Source organism: Mucilaginibacter rubeus (assembly GCF_003286415.2).
Lineage (GTDB): Bacteria > Bacteroidota > Bacteroidia > Sphingobacteriales > Sphingobacteriaceae > Mucilaginibacter > Mucilaginibacter rubeus_A.
The window spans coordinates 7,012,337-7,031,469 of sequence record NZ_CP043450.1; the positions used below are offsets into that span (position 1 = coordinate 7,012,337).

General features: G+C 43.3%; 15 protein-coding genes. 6 read left to right on the forward strand and 9 right to left on the reverse strand.

Annotation, left to right across the window (positions count from 1 at the left end; genetic code table 11):
• Positions 1-119 precede the first annotated feature (119 nt).
• Positions 120-2,693, reverse strand: a complete 2,574-nt coding sequence (locus DEO27_RS28715; protein WP_112570826.1) for an OstA-like protein — start codon at positions 2,691-2,693, stop codon at positions 120-122.
• A 51-nt stretch (positions 2,694-2,744) separates the two neighbouring features.
• Between DEO27_RS28715 and tilS the strand changes: the two genes are divergently transcribed.
• A complete protein-coding gene (gene tilS, locus DEO27_RS28720; protein ID WP_112570824.1) occupies positions 2,745-4,082 on the forward strand; it encodes a tRNA lysidine(34) synthetase TilS in 1,338 nt (445 codons plus the stop codon).
• A complete protein-coding gene (locus tag DEO27_RS28725; RefSeq protein ID WP_112570822.1) occupies positions 4,079-4,561 on the forward strand; it encodes a hypothetical protein in 483 nt (160 codons plus the stop codon). Before tilS ends, DEO27_RS28725 begins: the two co-directional genes overlap by 4 nt.
• A 216-nt stretch (positions 4,562-4,777) precedes the next feature.
• Here the strand turns inward: DEO27_RS28725 and DEO27_RS28730 are convergent, their stop codons facing one another.
• Positions 4,778-5,659, reverse strand: a complete 882-nt coding sequence (locus DEO27_RS28730; RefSeq protein ID WP_112570820.1) for a LysR substrate-binding domain-containing protein — start codon at positions 5,657-5,659, stop codon at positions 4,778-4,780.
• A 143-nt stretch (positions 5,660-5,802) separates the two neighbouring features.
• On the opposite strand from DEO27_RS28730, the gene DEO27_RS28735 reads away from it, so the two are divergent.
• Complete coding sequence (locus DEO27_RS28735; protein WP_190295265.1) at positions 5,803-7,041, forward strand: MFS transporter; 1,239 nt, start codon at positions 5,803-5,805, stop codon at positions 7,039-7,041.
• A 188-nt stretch (positions 7,042-7,229) separates the two neighbouring features.
• Here DEO27_RS28735 and DEO27_RS28740 read toward each other — a convergent pair whose 3' ends face one another.
• Positions 7,230-8,192, reverse strand: a complete 963-nt coding sequence (locus DEO27_RS28740) for an isopenicillin N synthase family dioxygenase (protein WP_112570818.1) — start codon at positions 8,190-8,192, stop codon at positions 7,230-7,232.
• A 207-nt stretch (positions 8,193-8,399) separates the two neighbouring features.
• On the opposite strand from DEO27_RS28740, the gene DEO27_RS31660 reads away from it, so the two are divergent.
• Both DEO27_RS31660 and DEO27_RS28755 read left to right on the forward strand, forming a co-directional pair.
• Positions 8,400-10,109 (forward strand): DUF6600 domain-containing protein, encoded by a 1,710-nt coding sequence (locus DEO27_RS31660; RefSeq protein ID WP_190295267.1) that lies wholly within the window; start codon positions 8,400-8,402, stop codon positions 10,107-10,109.
• Positions 10,110-10,195: 86 nt separating this feature from the next.
• Positions 10,196-10,642, forward strand: coding sequence for a thioredoxin family protein (locus tag DEO27_RS28755; RefSeq protein ID WP_112570814.1), 447 nt, complete (start codon positions 10,196-10,198; stop codon positions 10,640-10,642).
• 71 nt (positions 10,643-10,713) lie between these two features.
• On the opposite strand, the gene DEO27_RS28760 is transcribed toward DEO27_RS28755, so the two are convergent.
• The 6 genes from DEO27_RS28760 to DEO27_RS28785 all read right to left on the reverse strand — a co-directional run bounded on the left by DEO27_RS28760 (position 10,714) and on the right by DEO27_RS28785 (position 18,430).
• Positions 10,714-11,559, reverse strand: coding sequence for a ferritin-like domain-containing protein (locus DEO27_RS28760; RefSeq protein ID WP_112570813.1), 846 nt, complete (start codon positions 11,557-11,559; stop codon positions 10,714-10,716).
• A 13-nt stretch (positions 11,560-11,572) separates the two neighbouring features.
• Positions 11,573-12,265, reverse strand: coding sequence for a ferritin-like domain-containing protein (locus DEO27_RS28765; RefSeq protein ID WP_112570811.1), 693 nt, complete (start codon positions 12,263-12,265; stop codon positions 11,573-11,575).
• A gap of 271 nt (positions 12,266-12,536) precedes the next feature.
• Entirely contained in the window at positions 12,537-16,271 is a 3,735-nt protein-coding gene (locus DEO27_RS28770; protein WP_146750031.1) for an ATP-binding protein, read from the reverse strand.
• Between the two features lie 83 nt (positions 16,272-16,354).
• Entirely contained in the window at positions 16,355-17,242 is an 888-nt protein-coding gene (gene fabD / locus DEO27_RS28775) for an ACP S-malonyltransferase (protein ID WP_112570807.1), read from the reverse strand.
• Between the two features lie 120 nt (positions 17,243-17,362).
• A complete protein-coding gene (gene folE, locus DEO27_RS28780; protein ID WP_112570805.1) occupies positions 17,363-18,004 on the reverse strand; it encodes a GTP cyclohydrolase I FolE in 642 nt (213 codons plus the stop codon).
• A 9-nt stretch (positions 18,005-18,013) separates the two neighbouring features.
• Positions 18,014-18,430, reverse strand: coding sequence for a 6-pyruvoyl trahydropterin synthase family protein (locus DEO27_RS28785; RefSeq protein WP_112570803.1), 417 nt, complete (start codon positions 18,428-18,430; stop codon positions 18,014-18,016).
• 76 nt (positions 18,431-18,506) lie between these two features.
• On the opposite strand from DEO27_RS28785, the gene mqnB reads away from it, so the two are divergent.
• The gene (gene mqnB, locus DEO27_RS28790) at positions 18,507-19,127 is read left to right on the forward strand and encodes a futalosine hydrolase (RefSeq protein ID WP_112570801.1); all 621 of its coding nucleotides are present in this window, start codon (positions 18,507-18,509) and stop codon (positions 19,125-19,127) included.
• Positions 19,128-19,133: the final 6 nt, after the last annotated feature.

Genomic DNA, 19,133 nt, shown 5'->3' on the forward strand with positions numbered 1-19,133 from the left:
TTATTTATCATAAAGAACTAATTGGTTAGATCGATAATAACAATTAGTCAAATATAAGCACTATAGAATTAGTAGACTAATTTTTTTGATAAAAAATGTTACTTTTTTTTCATTTTGGGTCAGTTTTTCTTAACAGATGGCGTTTTATTAACAATACTGTCCTTTTTCTGCCCATTTCCGGGTAGTTTTGGCGGAAAATTCTTGATTATCGTATCCTTTTTAATTTTTAGGGGATTATTCTTCCCGGTATCAACTTTTAGGGTGCTATCAGGCATCATTTTTTGTCCGCCCCCTTTTAGGCTGTCTACCTTCAGGTTTGTCCCTGGCTTTATGGCACCAGGCTTACCCGGTGGGGTTTTTGCCGGGGATTTTGATGATGCTGCCTTTTTAGATCGTTTTTTTATGATATCCTCTTTAGAAGCCGGTCGCTCTTTAGGCTTCCATAAAAAGCCTTTTAGGATCTTATCATCCTCCTTAACTTTTTCTATAGGGATGTACCGGTTTTCGGGTTTGGTTATGAAGAAAATCCGGTTGGCCTGATTGTTTTTGAACGAGGTGCGGATCCGGCTGCTCAATGAACGCTGCATACCCGATACCTTACCGCTGTCGCGCTGAAAATAGATGGTTTCGGCATTGCCATAGGTATACATCTGGTCCAGCTTGTCATCTTTAAAGTATCCCCGCATTTTTTTGCCTGCTACCTGGTTAAAATGCGTTGAATCATCCTTTTCAATATTTACAATGAATGCCGACGGGAACAACTCAATATTATCCAGCTTTTTCTTGCGCATTTGCAGGTATACGGTATCGCCGCTTAACTGCGATCCCTGTGTCCAGATAATAGGGTTTACGTACATGCGCATGGTTGAATCGCTGTTACTGTAAAATACCGAATCAGATTTTGCCTGCAAGTCTGATTTAAAGATCTTAACATGGTGATGCCCGATGAGCATCCTTACACGCGCCGTATCTTTCACATCAACAGGATATTGCTTGAAAACCGGGTCGCGCTGCATTTGCACACGGTATATGCTATCCTGTTTTGCTTTTTTAATAGCGGCAAGGGCGTCTTTTTTTCGCTGCAATGAATCGTTTACAGGCTTTGGCTTACCAAAAAAATCGCGGTGGAAGTAGCTGGTATCTTTAGGCACCTTTATATAATAAGCTGTCAAAAACTTCGATGATTTTTTATCAGCCGCCACTTTGCGTTGTTTTAAAGTGGTATCGCGTAAAGTACGCTGGCGTTCCTGGTAAATTTTCTGGTCTTTATAGGTCATGATCTGCGTTTCGATGGTATCGGCAGTCATGTATATCGAATCGCGTTTGATATGGCTGGTATCTTTGGTGGCCAAAGGTGTTTTTACAGGCAGCAGCTTGCCAGTTACTTTTGCAACACCGGGTTTTATGGCATCGGCCACACCGGCCAAACTGCCTATGTTTTTAATATTGACCTTATCCTTATTGTTTTTTAAGGCCGGGGCTGCCGCCTTCAGTGCCGAATCGATCACCTTTTCGTTACCCTTCTTTGCCTGGGTTGCTGCTTTGATCAACGCGTCGGCATTGGCGTTTTTGTTGTTTTTCAACGCGTCCTGCGCCAGTGCAGCCGCCATTTCAACATTGGCGCTGTCCTTTTTACCTATTGCAAAAGGCTGTTTAACCGGCATGGTATTGGGCGGTGCTTTACGGCTGCTATCCGGTTTTATAGCGTTGGCAATTTTGGTAAGATCGGTGACTTTTTTAGCCGTTGCCTTCGCGTTCTTATTATTAACCGGTAATTGTTTAACTGTTGTATCGGTTTTACTGGTATCCTTTTGTTCGGAAATCAATACTACATAAGCGTTTTCGGTAACAACGGTTTTTTCCTCGGCCCTGTAGTAAGTTCCCAGATCACCTTTGATGGTTACCTTTTGCTCGCGGTCTTCAAACGTGATGTTTTTTACCGCGCGACCATACCCTTTCAGCTTATCATAAAAAAGACTATCACCTTTTAATGATTTGGTGCCTTGCCTGTACGAGTTTTTCTTTCCGAAATAGGCCTGCTCGGTAACGGTATTGTATAAGCCATTTTCGGTATACAGGGTGTCCTTATCCTTAGTGCCGTAAATATTTGTCGGCCCGAAGAAATAGGCTATACGCGTACCTGTGTTATACTTCAGTGTATCTGTTTTTATCAATGCGTCAGGTGTGGTAAGCACTACATCGTACCGGAAATACGAGTCGCGGCTGAAGGCAAAGTAATAGCCGTTTTTGCTGGTAAGCACATTATCCTTATTTACCAGTTTACCGCCGCCCGTGTAAGTACCTATGCGGCTGGCCGTATTATAAGTAAGGTAATTGGTGGTTAAGGTAGCATCGCGGTCAACCATTTTAACATTATTGGTAAGGATGGCTGTTTTGGTATTGCCGTTATAATTCAGTTTGTCCGAAAATATATTCAGCGTATCGCCCTGGTTTATGTTTACGTTACCAAAGGCGTCAAAGGCATTCTCATTAGGATAAAAGTAGGCACTGTCTGACCGTAGGATAGAATAATCCTGCTTAAAAACGCCTTTATACACCTTGAACATCTGCTTGCCATTAATTTTTCCGGCGGTGCTTTTGTCAGATTGTATCAGGTTTACAATTGATTTTTTTTGAGCGATAGCTGCAGTCGCTATCGCCAAAAACAAAAAGCATAAAACGTATTTCCTCACAATGGCAAAATTAGTTTTTTGTTGGGGTTATTAAATTAATAATTTTGATGAATGCTGCCAGTTAATCAGTTTGTTAATTTTATTGAGCAAAACAGCTTATTTACACCCGCTACCAAAATATTGGCAGCTGTAAGCGGCGGCATCGACTCGGTTTTAATGGTGCATTTGCTTAAAGCCGCGGGTTATGATTTTGGCATTGCCCATTGTAACTTTCAGCTGCGTGGCGATGAAGCCCTGCGCGATCAGGCCTTTTCCCGCAGCCTTGCCGCAACGCTTGACATTCCTTTCCATACCGTAAATTTTGATACTGAGCAATACGCTGCCGATAACAAGATATCGATACAAATGGCCGCGCGTGATATGCGCTATCAATGGTTTGATACTATCAGTCAGCAGTCAGGTTATGAGGCCATTGCGCTTGCTCACCACCAAAACGATACTATTGAAACAATATTGTTAAACCTTACACGAGGTACAGGAATTGCCGGCTTGCATGGTATTTTACCTAAAAACGGTAAGCTGGTGCGCCCGCTGCTGTTCTTAACCCGTGCAGAAATACAGACCATTGTTACTGCCGAAGGTTTAACTTTTGTTGAGGACAGCTCCAATGCCTCGGCAAAGTATGCCCGCAACAAGATCAGGCTGGAGGTTGTGCCTAAGCTGAAAGAACTGAACCCTTCGCTCGAAAAAACTTTTGAAAACAGCCTGCTGCATTTCCGCGATCTGGAGCTGTTGCTTGAGCTTAAGCTTGAGGAATTAAGGCAGACGCTACTGCAAATACATGATGATGGTATTTATTTATCTATTGCAGAAGTAAAGCAGCTTAATCCCAAAAGGTTATTACTTTTTAAGTTACTTAACGAGTACGGCTTTAATGAAGCTACAATTGACGACCTGATCGATTCGCTTGATAAACACTCCGGCCGGGTATTTGAATCCGGAACGCATACCTTGTTGCTCGATAGGGACAACATCATCCTTAAACCAAGATCCACCGTTTTGCCTGTTGAGATTATTATTAACGATAAAGACCATGAAGCCCATTTTGGCGTTTACAGGGTGAATTTATTGCATGATAATAGCCCGCTGATTGTAAAGGATAATCCGATGGCGGTATCTATTGATGCGGATAAACTGATATATCCGCTCAGGGTGCGTACCTGGAATGAGGGGGATTATTTTTTTCCTTTGGGGATGAAGGGGAAGAAAAAGCTGAGCGATTTTTTTATCAATCAGAAAGTGCCGCTGCATCAAAAGGAAGAAATCCCAATCCTTGTAAACGGCAACGGCGAAATTATGTGGATTGGCGGCTACCGCCCCGACGAAAGGTATAAAGTGAGTGATAACACTAAAAAAGTTACTATCTTCGAACTGTTTAAACTAACATGAGCGATAAATCCGTTTTTACCGAAAAGCAATACCTTGGCCGGGAATTTATACCGCTAACCATACGCCTGGTTTTAGCCATGTTCTGTTTTGCAGCCTACTTTTTTACCGACGAACGTGAACGTAACGGCGATTTATTGGTTGTTGTAGGCTTTGCCATCATTATTATCTCCATTATCCTGGGCTTCCTGCTGCATTTCCGCACCCGTGTGGAAAATAAAAGCGTTATGCTTGATGGCCTTTGGACAACCAAACTGGTAAAAATAGATCTGAACAGTATTGTTAAGGTTGAAAAGGGTACTTATAGCCGTTATCTTTTCAATAACCCGGTTTATAACCTGCATACCAAAGGCACCATCCGCTTTTTTACTTCAGGTAACGAAGCTATCCATCTTACAGACCGTGACGGTCTGCTTTATATCATCGGCTCCAAACACCCTAACGAGTTTTTAAGGGCGATAAGGGAAGAGATGAAGAAGTAATTTTGCCTATGGGCAGCCGTGGGGACACGACCGAAGGGAAAGAAATATATAATCCTGTCATTTCGAACGAACAAGTGCGGGTATGAGCGACAGTGTGAGGAGAAATCTTATACACCCTGCTTGTAAACTTAGTAACGCACTTATATGGCGTACAAGATTTCTCTTTCGCCCCAATGTACTAACCCCTACAGGCTCTATCGAAATGACAAAAAGTTTCTACTCACTCTCCATTACCCGCATCAATTCCTCGATAAACAAAATGGCGGCCCGTTTACGGTAAACACCTTTTTGCCACAGGATGTATGATTGCCGTTTGATCTCTTTTGATTCGATGGGAATGGCGGTTACTTTATTCCAGCCTATGATGGCTTTTTCGTTCAGAATGGTAGCCCATTGCCCATTCTCAACCAGGGCCAGTAATGAATGTACGTCATTAAGCTCTATCTTAATATTAGGTACTATTTTTTTGCGATTGAAAAGATCATTAATAAAGTCGCGTGAACTGAAGCCTTTTCCGGGCAGGATTAAATCAAGCCTGGCTAACTCTTCCAGGCTTATTTTTTTGAGCTGCGCCAGCGGATTATTCTTGGATACCACCATTACCACGCTCGAGCTAAATAACTCTTGCATCTCCAGGTCTTCGTCGTCGCTTTCGTTATGAAAAGCAAGGATCATATCCAGTTCGGCCAGTCGCAGTTTCTTTTCCAATTCTTCCGGGCTGCCGTAAGTAATAAAAATCTTAATACCCGGATATTTGGTGCTGAACGGAGCCAATGCTGGCAATAACAATGAAGTGAACGCGTAGGAAACGCCGAGATTTAGCTCGCCGGTGGTGGCGTTTTGTAACTCGCTGATGGCCTGCTTGCTTCGCTGTACATCATTCAGGATTTTGCGGGCATGGGTTAAAAATATATGCCCAGCCTCGGTAATGCGTACATGTTTCCCAATCCTGTCGAACAGGAGCATGCCCAGTTCCTCTTCCAACTGTTTAATTTGCTGGGAAAGCGTGCTTTGCGTAATGAAAACCGCTGCCGCAGCCTCAGTAAAGTTCATTGTTTCGGCTGCTTTAACAAAGTATTGTAACTGACGCAATTCCATAATCAATCGTTTTTACCTATCAATTCTATTAAAACAATCTATTTTACAAATGTATCAATATGGGCGATATTTGCATCATAAAACAATTCAATAGTCTTGCATTAAGTACTCCCCTGAATTTGCTTTTGTTATGAATTGAACAAATGAATGTGTTTCGCTCTTTAAAGTACCGTAATTTTAAGCTGTTTTTTTACGGTCAGTCAATATCCCTCATTGGCACATGGATGCAAAAAACAGCAGTGAGCTGGCTGGTTTACCGCCTCACAGGTTCGGCCCTTTTACTGGGTATAGTAGGTTTTGTGAGCCTGATCCCATCTTTAATATTAGCCCCTTATGCAGGCAGTATTGTTGACAGGCATAACCGTTACCGTATTTTGGTTATCACCCAGGTGGTATCTATGCTGCAAGCGGGGGCCTTTGCTTTCATGATCTTTTTCAAGATCTATAATATCCCCGCTATTATTGGTTTAAGCCTGTTGCAGGGCATCGTAAACGCCTTTGACGTAACCTGCCGCCAATCATTAATGGTAGATATGGTTGATGATAAAGCCGATTTGCCTAATGCCATCGCCCTAAACTCTACCATGACCAATCTGGCCCGTATTGCTGGTCCGGCTATTGCAGGTATAGTATTAAGTGCCTTTGGCGAGGATGTTTGTTTCTTTGGTAACTTCCTGAGCTATGTTCCTGTACTTGCCTGTTTATTTATGATGAAGCTGAACACTATTGTTCCTATCCGTTCAGAAAAAAGCATCTGGACAGAATTGCAGGAAGGTTTCAGGTATGTATCAGGCGATAGCGACCTGAGCAGTATGATCCTGATGCTTACTGCAAGCAGTTTGTTTGTTATCCCTTTTAACACGCTGATGCCCATTTTTGCCAAAGATATTTTTAATGGCGATGCCAAAACCTTCAGTTGGTTTGAGAGCGCAGCAGGTTTAGGTTCAGTGATCAGCGCGGTTTACCTGGCTAACTTAAAAAGCAGCAAAAACTTAGTGAAGATCATGAGCGCGGCGAGCCTTATTTTTGGTATCAGCGTGCTGATGGTGGCTTATGCAGGCAAACTGCCCTTCGCTTTAACATTTATGGTATTTACCGGCGTAGGTATGATGGCGCAAACATCTGCTATTAACACTTATATCCAAACCCACGCAATCCCAAGCATGAGGGCAAGGGCAATCAGCTACTACGTAATGGCTTACCAGGGCATGATCCCGGTGGGCAGTTTGATGGCCGGCTGGTTAGCCAATGAAGTTGGTCCACGCCGGGCAGTTTGTATCGAGGGTATTATTGGTGTGTTAGCTACGGCATTATTTGTATTATATAAAAGAAGGCAAGCCACTTTGGAAGAGGTTGACGGCAAAGCTGCACTGGCTAAGTAAATTTATTTCATCTACCTGTTTAAATGTAAAAGCCCTTTCAGTTTTGGAAGGGCTTTGTTGTACAAACATGTCATTGCAAGGAGCAAAACGGGAATGAGCTTGGGCGCGACGCGGCAATCGCATGCTTTACAAGGCGGACATGCTGCCGTGCGATTGCTTCGTTTCTCGCAATGACATAATTTTGTTTGCTACATTTTCAATCCAATCTCTCTCAAACGTTCATCCAGGTATTCACCTGCGGTAATATCAGTATATAGTTTAGGATGCTGTTCATCAATACATGAATCAAGGCTGGTTAAGTCCATACCTGATTTTGGGTGCAGGAAAAACGGCACCGAAAAGCGGGAAAACTTCATCAGCTCACGCGGCGGGTTCACTACACGGTGGGTGGTTGATTTCAGTTTATTGTTGGTTAAACGCTGCAGCATATCGCCAACGTTAACCACCAGGTCCTCACCATAGGCTTTAACCGGGAACCAGGTATTATCGCGGGTTAGCAGTTCGAGTCCGTCGGCGCTGGCGCCTATTAACAGCGTAATAAGGTTAATATCTTCGTGAGCACCTGCACGTACGGCATCATCAGGTACCGAATCCGGATCCAATATTGGGAAGTAATGCAGGTTACGCAGGATCGAATTACCATTGTGCACCTTATCGTCGAAATAATTCTCAGGTAATTCCAGATAAACGGCTATGGCACGCAGTAAATGTTTGCCTGCTGCCTCCAGTTTCTTGTATACTTCGATAGTGGTTGGGTTAAACTCAGAGAGTTCGTTCACCTGTACATTTTCCGGGTATTGAGCTTTAAGCGCGTCGTCATCGGTCACTGTCTGACCGATTTGCCAAAACTCTTTCAAATCCGGCGTTTTAAAACCTTTGGCGGTTTCTTTGCCTTTGCCGGTATAGCCGCGCTGACCTGCCAAACCAGGAATTTCATATTGTTGTTTTACGGCATCGGGCAGGGCAAATAAAGCTTTTACCTGTTCGTAAAGTTTGTCTATCAGTTCTTTGCTCAAACCATGGTTGGTGATGGTAACAAACCCGGTTTCATTAAAAGCTTTACCAATATCGTTCGAAAATTGTTTGCGTTCTTCGGCTGAGCCGTTTATATAGGTATTCAGATCCAGACGTGGAATATTAACTGTACTCATAATTTTAGTTTATAAAAAAACAGGTAGCAAAATTATTTAATTTTTAAGCGTGGTACACAAGATAACAATAAAATTTTATCCCCATAATTACACTGGCTTGGTTTATGTTAACCCTTTAAAACAATTTTTGCTTTAAACGTTTTATACTTCTGCCTGTCATATGTTTATAGACATAAACCTAACAGCGCTATTTTAACTTAAAATACTATGAAATTCATCAATAAAATATGCGGTATCAGCTTAATAGCATTTTTAATAATGCTTGCCGCACCAAACATGAGTAAAGCCCAGGAAGGAGGCTATGTATCCGACCAGGAATTTTACGACGAACTTGATCCTTATGGCACCTGGGTAAACGACCCGCAATATGGTAACGTTTGGGTACCCGATGCGGGCGACGATTTCAGGCCATACGCTACCCGCGGTCACTGGGTAGTTACTGATTATGGTAATACCTGGGTATCTGATTATGAATGGGGCTGGGCACCATTTCACTATGGACGCTGGCGTTATGATGACTATTATGGATGGGAATGGATCCCGGGCCACGAATGGGCTCCGGCATGGGTAAGCTGGAGGCATGGTGGCGGTTATTACGGCTGGGCTCCTTTGCAACCTGGTATCAGCATCAGCATATCTTTTGGTAACAGCTATAATGTGCCAGATAATTATTGGGTTTGCGCACCGCAGGCGTATATTAACAGGCCAAACATTTATAACTACTATGCACCGCGCACCCGTGTTGTAAACATTATTCATAACACAACCATTATTAACAATACCTATGTTAATAATAACCGCACCTATGTAACCGGGCCAAGGATTAATGAGATCAGGCAGGTTACCAATAACCGTAATGTAAGGGTTTATAATATCACCAATGTTAACCGCCCGAACGGCGGAGGCAGGGTGGTGAATAACACCGTAAACATTTACCGTCCGGAAATAAGGAAAGCGCCTGATGCAAGACCGGCAAGGGTAGTAAACGCTGCAGCTTATCGTCAGCAAAATCCTAATAACGGTATAGCCAGCAGGCAGGCAGGTAACGCAAACATAAACCGTAACAATGCAGCACGTTTGCGTGAAGTGGCCCGTAATGAAAAACCTGATAATAAAGTGGTACAGGTTAATCGTCCAGGCCCGGCAGCCCGCCCTAACCCTGCAAACGGATCACGACCAAACCAGCCAAATGCAAGGCCCGGCGATAACCAGGCTCAGCGTCAGCAGCAGGCACAGCAACGTTTACAGCAGCAACAATCCCAAAGGCAGCAACAGTTAGATCAAAAACAGAACGATCAAACCCAGCGTCAGCAACAGCAGCAGGCACAACGCCAGCAGCAATTGCAACAACGCCAGCAGGAGCAAAAGGCCAGAGGTGAGCAACAACAGCGTCCGCAAAGTCAAGTTGACCAACAGGCCCAAAGGCAGCAACAGACGCGGCAGCGCCAGCAACAGCAGCAAGCCCAACGAGAGCAGCAGTTGCAGCAGCGTCAACAACAACAGCAGCAGCAACAGGCCCAAAGGCAACAGCAGGAACAGCAACGCCAGCAGCAACAACAGGCTCAGCGTCAGCAGCAGGAACAGCAACGTCAGCAGCAACAACAGGCTCAGCGTCAGCAGCAGGAACAGCAACGTCAGCAGCAACAACAGGCTCAGCGTCAGCAGCAGGAACAACAACGTCAGCAACAACAGCAGGCGCAGCGTCAGCAGCAGGAACAACAACGTCAGCAGCAACAACAGGCGCAGCGTCAGCAGCAGGAACAACAACGTCAGCAGCAACAACAGGCGCAGCAGGCTCAACGTCAGCAACAGCAGCAACAACGTCAGCAACAACAGCAAGCCCAAAGGCAACAGCAAGAGCAGCAACGTCAGGAACAGCAGCGCCAGCAACAGGAAAGGCGACCTGCAAACCGATAAAATAAATTTATAACCGCTACAATAAACAGCACGTATAAAGCATTATATACGTGCTGTTTTAGTATTGTGAATACCTTATAATAAGAATGAAAAAACTCCTGCTTACAATCTGCTTTGTTATCCTGCTTAATATTACTTTCGGTTTTAACGCCAAAGCCCAGGCAGCCCTAAGCAAGTCATCGACCCAAATCAATTTTATTGAAAACTCGTGGACCGAAGCCTTAAAACAGGCAGCCCGCCAAAACAAATATATTTTTGTTGATGCTTATGCCAGTTGGTGCGGCCCCTGCAAAATGCTCAAGGCCACTACATTTAAAAACAATAAAGTAGCCGATTTCTACAACGACAATTTTGTAAACGTAGCCATTGATATGGAAAAAGGACAAGGCCCGGCGCTTGCCGCCGAATGGGGCCTGCAGGCTTATCCTACCATGATCATATTTACCAGCAAAGGCAAACCCGTTTCAGGAACGGTAGGCTATATCAGGGCTAATGATCTCATCAAATTTGGACAGCAGGCATTAAATAAGTAATTAAAATTCGGGCATAAAAAAAAGACCGGAGCTATTGCTACCGGTCTTTTCATTTATGGAGGATATGTTATTTAGGTATAAATAAAAGTACCTACCAATAAAGCCAATACCTGGTCCATAGATAATGGTTCATCAAAAGCTGCAGTAGCAATAGCAACTGATGTTGTTGAACCCGATATACTTGGCAACGTAGTAACATTCACAGGTCCCTGGGTAACATTTTGTTCTCCATCATAATTACCGTTTACCTGCGATACACCGGTATCGTTGCCTAATGTTGCTGTACTGGTGATCCACGGAGATACACCCAGTAACTGGCGGATAGCCGACGCGTGGCGGGCTTCAACCGCGTGGATGGATAGAGCAGCAGTCAAAATATCTTTGTTTCCAAGCAAGTTGGGGGCCTGGCCTTTATAGGCACGTACACCGGTATCCTCAAAAGCTAATGCCACTTTTAAAAACAGCGTATAATTACTGAACAAGCCTTTGAACGGACCATTGCCGGTACCGCCGCCTGCGGTAAAATCAAACTTAGGCGAAGTAACAGGTGTGCCGCCCGAAGCAGTGATAGCTGTTTTAAGGAAAGCTACGTGCTGGTTCTCATCATCTTTTACGGTATTGATGTAAGATGCTCCCGCGGCGGGGATTAAACCTGCCGAAGCCGCTCCCTGGTTGTAAAATGATGATTCGAGGTATTCAAGCGTTAAGGCATAGTTTAAAACCTCAACTACAGTTGGGGCCGCGGTAGCACCGTAGGCTCTTTTTAGCATGGTGCCCATAGCAAACGGCACGGCGGCCATAGCCACTTTTGAACCAAAGCTGGTTATATTTTTGATGGCTGCACGACGCGGGTTAAGCCTGTCGTTCAATTCCGGATCAAATTTTTCTATTTCGTCTATTATGTTAAATAAATTCATGGCGATGTGGGGATTAAGCTACGTAACTGTAATTAGTTGCACTCACTTTGGTTTTCAGATAGGTATTGGCTATAGGCAATACCTCGGCAATGGTTGCTGATTTATTCAGGCCATTGCTATCTACCTGGTCATCGGCAGCAAATGAGCCCGCAACAAGCATATTGCTGATAAGCGCCGCATGCCTGGCCTCAACCGATACAATTTTACCTGCAATGGTCAGATAGCCTGCATCCTGTATCAAATAACCTGCCCCATCATAAGCTTTAACGCCTGTATCTTCAAATGCTTTGGCGGCACCAAGCACCGCAGATTTTTTAGTAAAATCAATAGTGCTGAAATCTACAGTAAGTGCAGGGATAGCGTTACCACCTAAGGCAGCTTTGAAAAATTCACGGTGAAGTACCTCATGGTCGCGGATGCTTGTAAAAAGCGCTTTTTCATCAGATGTCATACCAGAATAAGGTGTGGTAATTACCTGGATATAAAACGCGGCTTCCAGTTGCTCAAGCGCGTAAGCATAATTGAGGATGGCAAGATCACCTTTGGCGCCGATATCAATGCCGCCGCCAACAACTACCTTATGATCTTTGTGGCAAGCCGCAGTAGCTAACAGGCCGGCTGATGCCACGCCTAACCCCGCATAGCGTAAAAATGACCTCCTGGCCATATTTGCTCCGCCTATGTTTTCTTGTTCAGATGTTTTCATAGAGTTCGATTTTTTTAATGTTATAATTAGTTGTTCTGTAGATGGATATACGCCTGTAACAACATGACGGATTGCAATTAGTTAGCACTTATTACACTCTTAATTAGAGTATTTAACTTTTGGTAAAATTTGAATAGCGCTGTGTTGGGGCTTTAGAAGCCATCTGGGAAAGTTATAGCAACAAAAAAGGCCGAAAACTTCTGACAGTTTTCGGCCTTTTTTGAATTATCAAAGTAGTTTTATGAGAATTATTAACCTACCTGCAGCCGGATTAAGCCGCCGGTAAACTCAAATAAAATGTGGTACCAACGCCCATGGTTGTTTCAAACCAAATTTTGCCGTTAGCGTTTTCGATGGAGTTTTTGATGAATGCGAGACCTAAACCAGTTCCGGAACTTTTGGTGGTGAAGTTAGGTTCAAAGATCTTTTCGCGCATTTCTTCAGGGATCCCGTTACCGTTATCTTTAATGGTAAGCAGGATATTTTTACTGGTTACCAGGTAATTGATATCGATGATGCATTTCCTGTCATGCGGCGTAGCCTCAATAGCATTTTTTAGCAGGTTATTAAAGCAGCGCAATAACTGGTCGCGGTCGGCATTGATGGTAAACACGCTTTCGGGTTGCTGATAGCTGATCAGTACGTTATCCATTTGCTTAAAAATGATAACGGCCTGGTTGAGCATATCAAAAATATTGATCTGTTCAATACGGGTATCCGGCATCTTGGCAAAAGCCGAAAACTCTGATGCTATTGACGACAGGCTCTCTATCTGCTCAACAAACGACTTGCTGAAACGCTCAAATTTTTGGTCAAACTTAGGGTCTTTATCCTTCCATGACTTATCAAGTAACTGCAAACCAAGCTTTAACGGCGTTAGCGGGTTCTTGATTTCATGGGCAACCTGTTTGGCCATTTCGCGCCAGGCGCTTTCACGTTCAGATTGCGCCAAACGCTGGGCGCTGTTTTCAAGTGCCGAGATCATTTTGTTATACTCTTTAACCAACGCCCCGATCTCGTCATCGCGCGACCACTTGATCTGCTCGTTCTTTTTACCGTAGATGGTTTTACTTAAGTTTTGCTGGATGAAGTTTAGCGGTGCTGTTATTTGCCGGGCAATGATGATGGCAAACAAACCTATAGCTATGAAAACTATGGCATAAACGTTTATCATCACGTTGAGCAATGAACTTATTCTTTCTTTGTAGTCGGCTTCATTACTAAAATATGGCACCTGGATATAAGCCACTGTTTTATTTGAGGCGGTAAGCGTTATCGGAGCATAAGCGGCCTTGTAGCTCAGCTCACCTATTTTTTCATCGTTTACAAATTCGGTTTTTTGCAGCTTGCTCAAAAATATGAATGCCCGGGCGTTCATCCGCTTGGCAACCAGCCCGTTCTCGTAAACTTTGGGCTGCGTAGTTAGCAACGGAATACCGTTAGTATCAAATACCGTAAGATCGGTTGCATAGGTATTCGCCAAATCATTAAAATGTACCTGGCTCTCCTCGTTTATGTGTTCAACGTATTGGGTAAAAAGACCGTTTTCAAATGCCGATGCTATCCGGGTTATTTTATCCCTGATCATTTTTTCCTGCTGAGTGTGGTACTGATTGCTGATGGACAGGAAAGTGATAAAACCAACCAGCACTAATGTAACAACAACGGCCAGTATCATCGAGATCTGGATGCGGGTTTTGTACAATACCTTATCAAAATTAATCCTGAGGTTTATCTTCAGGCCATCTTCGGCAATGTTGAAGATTTTAATGCGCGCCCATAACCACCTGATCGTGATCAGGATGGCACTGAAGATCAGTATCACCACCAAAAAGAAGGTAAGCGAAGTAACCGCGTAATAAAGCGAATTTTCCTCGCGGCTAACCACAATCAGGTTCCTTTCGCTGGGTTTGTATATCAGGTGATTGTACGTGGTGAAACTTTCATACCAAACCGTGCTGTGATTTTGCGTGGTTTTCTCAGTGTACTTTTTCAGATCACTTTTAAACTCGGTGTTATCAAGCGAATAAACATAAGTACCACGTTGGCTTAGCAGTTTATTATCGCTGTAAAAGGCATATGAATAATCTTTAAAATCATTTTCAGGGTTGATATTACCGTCAATCAGCAATTCGGGGAATGCACCTGAAGATTGCAAGGGCTTTGATTTAAGCTCGATTACAATGGTGCCCAATTGCTTATTACTGGTATTTACAGGTAGTATGGCAAAGTAGTTCTGATATCCGAATGATTCGTTTTCACGATAAAAATAATCGGACACTTTAAATGAACTGTACAGCACCAGGTCTTTAAATACGCTTAGCGAGTAGTTTTTATCCGCCGATGTTGGTTCTTCATTGGCATCATACTCATGAACCTTAAACTCATATTTTGAAAGATAGCCATCAAAATAAAGCTTCTGAAAACGGGTTTTAAGATAATCGCCATTATGCAGGCCATTTGTAAAATAACGCATTATGGCCGTATCGGTGATAATCTGGTTTTCTACCTTTTTGAAAATATAGTCGGCCGTGGCATCATCCGGGATCTCCAGCTTTTGTATGAGGGCTTTCCGGGTTTCGTGTTCTTTAAGGTCTTCAAAATGGTTAAGCTTAATGGCTGCTATCAGGGCGCAAACAAACACTATACCTAAAAACGAAGTAGCAAAAAGTTCCTCTTTTTGATAAAGAAAGCTGTAGGCCCTTATCAATACCAATATGGCCCATAAAATATAAAACAGCGTAAATTCCTTGTAATAAGCAAATGCCAGGGTAGTTAGGGCAATGCCGGATAAAAATAGGAAAAGCTGGTGTGTTTTAGGTACATTGGTTTTAAAACATATGGTCAGGACAACCTCGTTCAGCAGGTAAAATATCAAAAAGCTAAAGCATAGCATCAATACCCCCAGCAAGCTAAAGCCAGTTAAACTAAGCACGTTATTTACATCAAAATTGATTTTTGAGTTGATGACTAAACCGTAAAATAAACGTAGTAGAGATGTTGATACTGCTATAAGGATTAAAATACCAACGACAACTATTACATAGCCACTTGTTTTAGTTTGTATGTTATTAAAGAAACTGCGGCGCTGCTTGTACACATAAGCCACAAACCAAAAAATCACCAAGATATTGATGCAAAAATCGCCAAGCGAAGGATAAACCAGGCTCGAACCATAAAATATGGGATTGAAGATACTGAGCTTATAGGTAAAATCGGGCAGGTTATAATGCAGGTTAACAAACCTGAATAGCACTATATATAAAGCCAGGAAAATGATGGATAGCAACACGTAGCCTTTAGAAGCCACATAATTGCAGATATTATGCATCAGGATACAGAGCGTAATAGCTGTCAGGATCCAGAAGGAAAGCTCATAGTAAACAAAGTCATTATTGGTGTCATTGTTTTTGAGCTTTACCGAAAACAGGTATTCATTATCGCTGCTGTGTACTTCGTAAACATTGATATCCGTAAAATCGGCTATATCAATGTTATCATCGTCAAGCAGGTCTTTGGCGAATTTGTTTTGGAGATATTTATTCTGAAAAGCGTAATTGATTTTTACCGGGATAAAAAAGATAACCGAAGAGTTGCCTTCCGTTTTCCGGAATGTTTCATAATATCCGTTGGGCTGCTGGATAAATGAATAACCCTCCTTAATGGTATTTGTACTATCGGGCAGCACTTTGATGCCGCTCCAAAAACTGAGTTTGTTGTTGGTTAAGGTAATAAACCAGATGCCGTTTTTGGTAGTGAAGTTTTCAATGGCGTTAATGGCATCCTGCTCGTTATTGCGCAGGTTCATCAGCTTTTTAAGGCTCCATTTTTCCTCCAGCTGTTTGTTTATAAAGATCTCCTTGTTGTGAAGATTATCTTCCAGTACCCGGGCAGATTGCACAAGACTGTTTACCGGCGTATATGTTTTTTGAACAATAATGGCCGTAAACAGCAAACTAAGCCCCAAAAGAGCAAGCAATAGGCGTATTTTCCCCGATGTAGTCAAGATGTTGCTATACTATGGATTTTTTGATTAATACAAGCCTATAACAAAAATAAAAGCCACATGTTGTATGTGGCTTTTAAAATTTATTGCGGTAATACAGCGCTCGCTGTCGCGACGGTTTTGTCAACCTTTTTTACAAGGCCCTGCAGTACGTTACCCGGCCCTACTTCGGTGAATGATGTAGCGCCATCTTCAATCATATGCATAACGGTTTGGGTCCACCTAACGGCGCCTGTTAGCTGGGCTATCAGGTTTTTCTTGATCAATTCAGGATCGGTGTATGGCTTGGCATCTATGTTTTGGTAGATAGGGCATACCGGGGCTTTAATTTCGGTAGCAACAATAGCTGCTTCCAATTCAACCCTTGCAGCTTCCATTAATGGCGAGTGGAACGCGCCGCCTACTTTAAGTTTTAAAGCGCGTTTAGCACCTGCTTCGGTCATTTTAATACAGGCTTCGTCAATACCGGCAATTGAACCGGATATTACCAGCTGACCCGGGCAGTTGTAGTTTGCAGGCACAACCACTTCGCTTATGCGCTCGCAAATGTCTTCTACCGTAAAATCATCCAGACCTAAAATAGCGGCCATGGTTGATGGTTGAATTTCGCAGGCTTTTTGCATGGCGTTAGCACGCGCGGCAACTAAACGTAAGCCATCTTCAAATGATAAAGCCCCGGCAGAAACTAATGCCGAAAACTCGCCTAATGAATGGCCTGCAACCATTTCCGGCTGAAAATCATCGCCCAAAACTGTAGCTAATATTGTTGAGTGCAGGTAAATAGCAGGCTGGGTAACATTGGTTTGTACCAAATCTTCGGCAGTGCCCTCAAACATTACATCCGTAATGCGGAACCCCAAGATTTCGTTGGCTTTTTCAAACAGCTCACGTGCTTTTTCTGACTGGTCGTACAGGTCCTTGCCCATACCCGGAAACTGGGCACCCTGGCCCGGGAAAATATATGCTTTCATTGTTTTAGAGATTAGAGGTTAGTTAATTAGAGATTAGTTGTTACACGATTAAAGGTTCAAATCCGATTGTGCCTTTTAGCCTAATCTCTGATCTCCAACCTCTAATCTCTCCCTAAAGGTTTAACTCAACTTAGAGCTTATCAAATTTAAAAACTCAGTCCTGGTTTTTTCTTTCAGGAACTCGCCGGTAAAGGCAGATGTCGTGGTTACCGAGTTTTGTTTTTGCACACCGCGCATGCTCATGCACAGGTGACGGCACTCAATTACCACACCAACACCAATAGGGTTCAGGGTTTGCTGAATGCAATCACGGATTTCGTTGGTTAAACGTTCCTGTACCTGCAGGCGGCGGGCAAATACATCAACCACGCGGGGAATTTTGCTTAAACCCACTACATGCCCGTTAGGAATGTATGCCACGTGCGCCTTGCCAAAGAAAGGCAGCATATGGTGCTCGCACATCGAATAAACTTCAATGTCTTTCACCACCACCATCTGGCTGTACTCTTCCTTAAACTTGGCCGAGTTCAAAATTTCTTCGGCATTAAGTTCATAGCCATGGGTTAAATAAAGCATGGCTTTGGCTACACGCTCGGGGGTTTTTAGTAAACCTTCACGTTCTGGCTCCTCGCCTATCTGCTTTAAAACGTTGTGATAGTTATCTTTTAAACTATCAATGCGTTCCTGGTTATAACGATCTATTTTGATGTAACCGCCGAAATCGTCGTCGTCGGTATCCTGGCTAAATTGTGAATCGCTCATTTTATAAAATTAACCGCCAAAATACTCGGCAGAATTATTTTCGGTTTCGTACAGTTTTACTGAATGTAAAAACACGCCTTCGTAAGCTTCGATAGGTGCTTTCAACTGGTTAAAAATCTCAATGCAGAGTAACTCTGTCGATGCCATTTTGCCGGCCATAAAGTCAACATCCTTGTTGATGTTTTTATGGTCGAGCTTTTCAATAACATACTCATTGATGATCGTCTTCAGCTCTTTCAAATCTATCAGGTAGCCTGTGGCGTGCGTAACTTCACCTTTTACAGTTACAAACAAGTTGTAATTGTGACCATGCCAGTTGGGGTTTGCGCATTTGCCAAACACCTCAAAGTTTTTTTCAGCGCTCCATTCCTCACGGTACATCCGGTGAGCGGCATTAAAATGTTCCTTGCGCGTTATATGTATCATCATAACAAAAGTGGGTGCAAATATACAAAACAAAAACAGGTGAGTTGTTTTATATTAGCCGTCAAAATAATGCAATATGCTTATACTCATTGTTGCAGCCACCAAATTTGAGGTTGAACCGCTTGTCCAGGCCCTGGGCAATAAGGTTGATGTACTTATAACAGGCGCGGGCATGGTGCCAACAGCCTTTGGCATGGCCCGCCAACTCAGCAACCATACTTATGATTTAGTACTAAATCTTGGTATCGCAGGCAGTTTCGACCGTAATTTTCATTTAGGCGACGTGCTGGAAGTTATCGAGGATACCTTTGCAGAGCTTGGCGCGCAGGATGATGAGGCTTTTATCTCCATAGATACCCTTGGCTTTGGCGAAAGCGTTTTTACACCGGGTACCTCGCTTAATGAAGTTTACCCGAACTTTTATCTGAAAAAAGCAAAGGCCATTACGGTTAATACGGTTCACGGGCACGAACCTTCTATTCAAAAGGTGCAGCAACGGCTAAATCCGCAGTTGGAAAGCATGGAAGGGGCTGCTTTTTTTTATGCCTGCCGGCAGATGAATGTACAGGGCATGCAGATCAGGGCAGTGTCAAATTATGTTGAAAAGCGTAACCGCGACGCCTGGAACATTGGGCTGGCCATTAAAAATCTGAATACATTTGCCATCGACCTGGTTAGCCAGATCATTAACAATTAATCTACC